Raw genomic sequence first — 7,162 nt, 5'->3', positions numbered from 1 at the left:
GTAGCGGTAGCCGGTGTCCAAGGTCAGGTTGGGCGTGATGTCGAAACCGATACCGGCGATGACGCCGAGGCCCACGCGGCGGATGCTGTTGCTTTGGTGATGGGCGTTTTGCGTATTTTCCTCAGTATAAACCGTAGGGTTTAAGCCACCATAGGAGGAGGTAAGAAACTTTGTTGTTTTTTTGGTCGAATCGATGCTGTGTCTGACGTGTCCGTAGGCGACGCGCGCGCCGATATAGGGTTTGAATTTATCGTTGAGTTTGAAGTCGTAAACGGCGGACAAGCCGAGAGAAGAAACGGCGTGGAAGCTGCCGTTTTCCTGATTTTCCGTCTTCAGGTCTCTCTTATTCTGATTCTTGTTTTCCAACTCTTTTATGTCGACGGAATATTTATTGTCGTTCCACTTTCTGTAACGGGCATAATCTGCCGCTATCCTCCAGCCGCCGAAGTCGTAGCCGACCGACACCCTGGGGTGGATGGAATGCGTACGGATGTTTCTGAAATAATCGCTTACCGTGCTTATTTTGCCTTTGTTTGCGCCGGCTGCATCGGGATAATCGCGGGTAATGTGTTCGTAGGCGTAAGCCAGATCCGCCTGCACATACGGGCCGCGCCCATGGTCTTCACCCGCCGCCTGCGCTGCGGAAGAGAAGAGAAGAGAAGAGAAGAGAAGAGAAGAGAAGAGAAGAGAAGAGAAGAGAAGAGAAGAGAAGAGAAGAGAAGAGAAGTTTTTTGTCGGCCGTATGCATATCAACTCCGAATATCTAAGATTAAATTATTAAAAAGATTGTTAATAAACGCCAAGCATTTTATCAGATTTGTTTTGCCGGGATATGATTTGTTTTGTTAAAAAATGTATTTATTTTTTAAAATTCCGGTGCGGCGATCGGATATGGCGGATTAACAAAAATCAGGACAAGGCGGCGAAGCCGCAGACAGTACAAATAGTACGGAACCGATTCACTTGGTGCTTCAGCACCTTAGAGAATCGTTCTCTTTGAGCTAAGGCGAGGCAACGCCGTACTGGTTTAAAGTTAATCCACTATAGTGGATTAAAATAGGAAATATCCAATGCCAAAGCAATTTGTCGGAAATGGCCGGAACTCAAAAACCGGATTCCCACTCCTTCGTCATTCCCGCGAAAGTGGGAATCTAGGAATGAAAAGCAGCAGGAATTTATCGGAAATAACCGAAACCGAACGGTCCGGATTCCCGCCTTCGCGGGAATGGCGGCGCATAAGTTTCCGCGCGGACAAATCCGGATTCCCGCCTGCGCGGGAATGACGGGTTTTGGAATTACGGTGTATCGGAAATGATGACACGGGTATTCCTGACGATTCGGGTATTTCTGACAGGATGGATTCTCATCTAGATTCCTGCCTGCGTGGGAATGACGGGATTTCAGGATTACGGTAAATAGCGCAAAAATGCCGTCTGAAAACCCTTCAGACGGCATTGCCTTGTTCGTCTGCCTTAATGGCGGAAGTGGCGGATGCCGGTTACCGCCATGGCGATGCCGTGTTCGTCCGCCGCGTCGAAAACTTCCTGATCGCGCATCGAGCCTGCCGGATGGATGATGGCTTTGATGCCCTGTTCGGCAATCACGTCCACGCCGTCGCGGAATGGGAAGAAGGCATCGGAAGCGGCACATGCGCCGTTGAGGTCGAGACCGGCATCTTGCGCTTTGCGGGCGGCGATGCGGGTGCTGTCCACGCGGCTCATTTGGCCTGCGCCGATACCGTAGGTTTGGCCGCCTTTGCCGAAGACGATGGCGTTGGATTTGACGTATTTTGCGACGTTCCAGACAAACAGCAAATCGTTCCATTCCTGCTCGGTCGGTTGGCGTTTGGAGACGACTTTCAAATCGGCGCGGTTGATGCGGTTGATGTCGGGCGTTTGTACCAACAGTCCGCCGCCGACGCGTTTGAGTTCAAAGCGGTTGGCACCTGCTTTGAGCGGCACTTCCAATACGCGCACGTTTTTCTTGGCGGCGGCGATTTCAAGGGCTTCGGCGGTAAACTTCGGCGCCATGAGGACTTCCATAAATTGGTTGTCGGTAATCTGTTTGACGGTTTCGCCGTCGACTTCGCGGTTGAAGGCGATGATGCCGCCGAACGCGCTGGTGGTGTCGGTGGCGTAGGCGAGTTTGTAGGCGGTCAAGGTATCGGCTGCAACGGCTACGCCGCACGGATTGGCGTGTTTCACGATCACGCAGGCGGGCGCGTCAAAGGATTTGACGGCTTCCCAAGCGGCATCGGCATCGGCGATGTTGTTGTAAGACAATTCTTTGCCTTGCAGTTGATTGTAGGCGGAAAGGCTGCCTGCGGCGGGGTCAATATCGCGGTAAAACGCGGCGCGCTGATGCGGGTTTTCGCCGTAGCGCATGTCTTGCACTTTAATCCAGCTTTGGTTGAACCGGCTTGGGAATTCGCCGATTTGGGGCTGGCCGCTCAAAACGTCGTCTGAAAGGGAGGTCAGGTAGTTGGAAATCATGCCGTCGTATTGGGCGGTGTGGCTGAATGCTTTGCGTGAGAGGTTGAAACGGGTTTTGTCGCTCAACGCGCCGTTGTTGGCTTCGAGTTCGGCGGCAATGGCGGGGAAGTCGGCGGTATCGGTAACGATGGCGACGTGTTTCCAGTTTTTCGCGGCGGAACGCACCATGGTCGGGCCGCCGATGTCGATGTTTTCAATTGCGTCTTCCAGTGTGCAGCCGGGCTTGGCGATGGTGGCGGCGAAGGGGTAGAGGTTGACGCACACAAGGTCGATGTTGCCGATGCCGTGCTCTTCCATCTTGGCGACGTGTTCGTCCAAATCGCGCCGACCCAAAATACCGCCGTGGATTTTCGGATGCAGGGTTTTCACGCGGCCGTCGAGCATTTCGGGAAAACCGGTGTAGTCGGCGACTTCAATCACGGGAACGCCCGCACCGGCAAGCAGTTTCGCCGTGCCGCCGGTGGAGAGGATTTCGACACCGAGCTTGTGCAGGTTTTGGGCAAATTCAACCGCGCCTGCCTTGTCGGACAGGCTGATCAGGGCGCGTTTGATGACGGACATTGGGGCTTCCTTTTCTGACGGTTGGATGGTGAAAGGGGATCTTTTTCGGGGCGGTATTATCCGCTATTTTCAGTTTTTTGGCAGTAGGTTTTTGCAGATATTGTTGACAATTTACAAAGAAATGCCGTCTGGAAACCTTTCAGACGGCATTTGTCGGCATTCATTTGAAGCCCATTTTTCCCGATGTTCCCAATGCCCCCGCCATGCCGATGCACAAAGGCAGCAGCAGGGACAGCGGCGCGTAGGTCAGTTCCAATACGAACACAATGGCGGTCAGCGGCATTTTGAGCGATACGCCGAGAAACACCGCCGCTCCGACGACTGCCGCGCTTTCAGACGGCATTTCGGGGAAGACGCTGTTCCACGCGGCGGCGGCTGCAAAAGAAATGGTGCTGCCGAGCATCATAGACGGCGTAATCAGTCCGCCGTATGCGCCTGCCGCCAGCGCCATCAAAACGACCGCCCATTTGACAGCGGTCAACTCAAGGCTGTATTGCCAGCCGGTCAAACCGCCAAAAGTCAGTTGGTTGCCTGCTTTGCCGTTGCCCAAAATTTCGGGAAACCAAACGGCAATCACACCGATGAGTACAAACATACAGACGGCCAAGGGAATGATTTTGATATTGTCGCGCTTGATGAAGGGGAATTTTTGGGCGGTGCGCCGGAAAAAGACGGCGGTTGCGCCAAGTATCGGGCCGATGACGGCGGAAAACCAAAGCAATGAAGTATTTACGGCAAGGTTGGCGGGATGATACTGCTGCACGTCGCCTAAGCCGATGCGCGCGACGGCGGTGGCGATGACGGAAGTCAGCAATGCGGCGGCAACCGCCTGCTGCGTCCACACGCCCAACATCGCTTCGAGGATAAACAGCGTGGAGGCGAGCGGCACGTTATACACCGCCGCCAAACCCGCTCCGGACGCACAGGCAATCAAGAGGCGCATTTCGCCTTCGTCCAAACCCAACCGCCTGCCGCCGGCAAAAGCAAACGCGGCAGTCATTTCACGCGGGGCGACTTCGCGTCCGAGCGGCGAACCGAGTCCGACCGTTATGATTTGCAGCAGAACATGGAAAACCGTCGTCAGAAACGGCAGCCCCTGCAACGGCTGCTTCAAGGCGGCTTTGATTTCGATTTGCGGCTTGCCGAAACGTTTGAGCAGCCACCAGCCGCCGCCTGCGATCGCGCCGCACAGCGTCAGCATGGCAACGCGCCGCATACCGAAAGCCTGTGCCACACCTTCGCGGAACGAGATGTACGCACCGTCCGCGTCATAACCGTATGCCGTATGCCGTATGAAGTGCATCAGTTCCGTCAGCACAATGCCGACCAAACCGCCGATAACGCCTGCTGCCGCCAGGGCAAACCAAAGTTTTCTGCGTCCCACTGTCGTTCCTGCCGTTCAAATGCCGTCTGAAAACCTTTCAGACGGCATCCGTTTCCTATCCGCCTATCCGAACAGGCCGCGTACACGCTCCAAACCGCCGAAGTTGATACAGGCATCGGCGGCGGCCCGCGCTTTCGGTTTGGCGCGGTAAGCCACGCCTATGCCCGCTTCTTTGAGTATCGGAATATCGTTCGCACCGTCGCCCATCGCCAACACCTGATGCGGCTGCAATCCGAGGCGGCTGCGGTATTCGCGCAATAAATCCGCCTTTGCCTGCGCGTCGATGATTCTGCCTTTCAGACGGCCGGTCAACCTGCCGTTTTCAATTTCCAAAATATTGGCGTGTTGGTATTCGAAGCCGAGCCGTTGTTGCAGCCTTTCGGTAAAAAACGTGAACCCGCCGGACACCAGCAGGAATTTCACATTGTGCCTTTTGCATTCGTCCAACAAAAATTCCGCACCGGGCGAGAGCTTCAAAACGTTTTCATAAATGTCCGCCAAAATCTGTTCGTCCAATCCCGCCAACAACGCAACGCGGCTGCGTAAAGACTGTCCGAAATCCAACTCTCCGCGCATGGCGCGCTCGGTAATTTCCGCTACTTTGCCTTTCAAACCCACACCTGCCGCAATTTCATCGATACATTCGATGGTAATCAGCGTCGAATCCATATCGCTGACAATCAGCCCGAGTTCGCCAAACGCCATATTGGGCAAAACGGCGTGGTCGATTTGACGGCTGTCCAGTAACGCCGCGTCTTTTTCGCTTAAAGAAAATCCTTCTTCAACAATAAAACGCATACGCTTTTCATCAGCATAATCAGGTTCGGGCAGGCGTGAGGGGAAGTCGGAAGGCAGGGCTTCGGCGGAGGGAAATTGGAGGACGAGGGCTTGCGGCATAACGGCGGCTCAAAAAATGCGGATTATATAGTGAAACGGCAAAGAATGTTACGGCGGGCGTGCCTGCAATCGGAAAACGACTTCAAACGCAAACGGCAGTATGTGTCGGACAACACGGGAAAATGCGCAACTATTGCCAGCCTGATGAAAATTCGTTATAAGGGGATTATCTAAAATATATTAACATTTGAAGTGAATCGGTTTTAAACCGGTACGGCGTTGCTCCGCCCTGCACCGATTTAAATTTAACCCACGATACATATGAACAACCCGAAAAAGGATTCAGAGATGAAAATCGGTATCCCACGCGAGTCATTATCCGGCGAAACCCGCGTCGCCTGCACGCCCGCCACCGTTGCCCTGCTGGGCAAACTAGGCTTTGAAACCGTTGTCGAAAGCGGTGCAGGTTTGGCGGCAAGTTTGGACGATGCCGCTTACCAAACAGCAGGCGCAACCGTTGCCGACAAAGCGGCGGTTTGGGCCTGCCCTTTAATTTATAAGGTCAACGCGCCGTCCGAAGGCGAGCTGCCGCTGCTCAAAGAAGGTCAAACCATCGTCAGCTTCCTGTGGCCGCGCCAAAACGAAGCTTTGGTCGAGGCCTTGCGCGCCAAGAAAGTCAACGCGCTGGCGATGGACATGGTTCCCCGCATTTCCCGCGCTCAGGCCTTGGACGCTTTGTCTTCAATGGCAAACATCAGCGGCTACCGCGCCGTGATTGAAGCCGCCAACGCCTTCGGCCGTTTCTTCACCGGTCAAATCACCGCCGCCGGCAAAGTGCCGCCTGCGCAGGTTTTGGTGATTGGTGCAGGTGTGGCGGGTTTGGCGGCAATCGGTACGGCAAATTCGCTCGGCGCAGTGGTGCGCGCGTTCGATACCCGCTTGGAAGTGGCGGAACAAATCGAATCGATGGGCGGTAAGTTCCTGAAACTCGACTTCCTGCAAGAATCGGGCGGCGGCGGAGACGGCTACGCCAAAGTGATGAGCGACGAATTTATCGCCGCCGAAATGAAGCTCTTTGCCGAACAGGCGAAAGAAGTGGACATCATCATCACCACCGCCGCCATTCCGGGCAAACCCGCTCCCAAGCTGATTACCAAAGAAATGGTGGAAAGCATGAAATCCGGATCCGTCATCGTCGATTTGGCGGCGACGGGCGGCAACTGCGAACTCACCCGACCGGGCGAATTGTCCGTAACCGGCAACGGCGTGAAAATCATCGGCTACACCGACATGGCAAACCGCCTTGCCGGACAGTCTTCCCAGCTTTACGCCACCAACTTGGTGAACCTGACCAAGCTGTTAAGCCCGAACAAAGACGGCGAAATCACGCTGGACTTCGAAGACGTGATTATCCGCAATATGACCGTTACCCGCGACGGTGAAATCACCTTCCCGCCTCCGCCGATTCAGGTTTCCGCCCGGCCGCAGCAAACGCCGTCTGAAAAAGCCGCGCCTGCCGCCAAGCCCGAGCCGAAACCTGTTCCCCTGTGGAAAAAACTCGCGCCCGCCGCCATCGCCGCCGTATTGGTGCTGTGGGTCGGCGCGGTCGCACCCGCAGCATTCTTGAACCACTTTATCGTCTTCGTCCTCGCCTGCGTCATCGGCTACCATGTCGTTTGGAACGTCAGCCACTCGCTGCACACACCGCTGATGTCGGTAACCAACGCCATCTCCGGCATCATCGTCGTCGGCGCGCTGCTGCAAATCGGTCAGGGCAACGGCTTCGTTTCGCTGCTGTCGTTTGTTGCCATCCTGATTGCCGGCATCAATATCTTCGGCGGCTTTGCGGTTACACGGCGTATGCTGAATATGTTTAAGAAAGGGTAAG

General features: G+C 54.9%; 5 protein-coding genes. 1 reads left to right on the top strand and 4 read right to left on the bottom strand.

From position 1 onward, the window contains the following. The 4 genes from DFR77_RS07185 to serB form a co-directional block, all read right to left on the bottom strand. Positions 1 to 744, bottom strand: a 744-nt coding sequence (locus DFR77_RS07185) for an opacity family porin (protein WP_113852078.1), incomplete at its 3' end; no start/stop codon positions are given. 728 nt (positions 745 to 1,472) lie between these two features. After that, positions 1,473 to 3,053, bottom strand: a complete 1,581-nt coding sequence (gene purH / locus DFR77_RS07175) for a bifunctional phosphoribosylaminoimidazolecarboxamide formyltransferase/IMP cyclohydrolase (RefSeq protein ID WP_003698822.1) — start codon at positions 3,051 to 3,053, stop codon at positions 1,473 to 1,475. A gap of 160 nt (positions 3,054 to 3,213) precedes the next feature. Further along, positions 3,214 to 4,437, bottom strand: a complete 1,224-nt coding sequence (locus DFR77_RS07170; protein ID WP_003703667.1) for a chloride channel protein — start codon at positions 4,435 to 4,437, stop codon at positions 3,214 to 3,216. Positions 4,438 to 4,500: 63 nt separating this feature from the next. Continuing rightward, positions 4,501 to 5,334, bottom strand: coding sequence for a phosphoserine phosphatase SerB (gene serB, locus DFR77_RS07165; RefSeq protein ID WP_003693646.1), 834 nt, complete (start codon positions 5,332 to 5,334; stop codon positions 4,501 to 4,503). Between the two features lie 288 nt (positions 5,335 to 5,622). Here serB and DFR77_RS07155 point away from each other — a divergent pair, with 288 nt between their 5' ends. After that, positions 5,623 to 7,161, top strand: coding sequence for a Re/Si-specific NAD(P)(+) transhydrogenase subunit alpha (locus tag DFR77_RS07155; RefSeq protein WP_025456209.1), 1,539 nt, complete (start codon positions 5,623 to 5,625; stop codon positions 7,159 to 7,161). Position 7,162: the final 1 nt, after the last annotated feature.

Origin of the sequence: Neisseria gonorrhoeae (assembly GCF_003315235.1) — a bacterium.
GTDB lineage: Bacteria > Pseudomonadota > Gammaproteobacteria > Burkholderiales > Neisseriaceae > Neisseria > Neisseria gonorrhoeae.
This window is presented reverse-complemented; position numbering and strand designations above follow the sequence as displayed.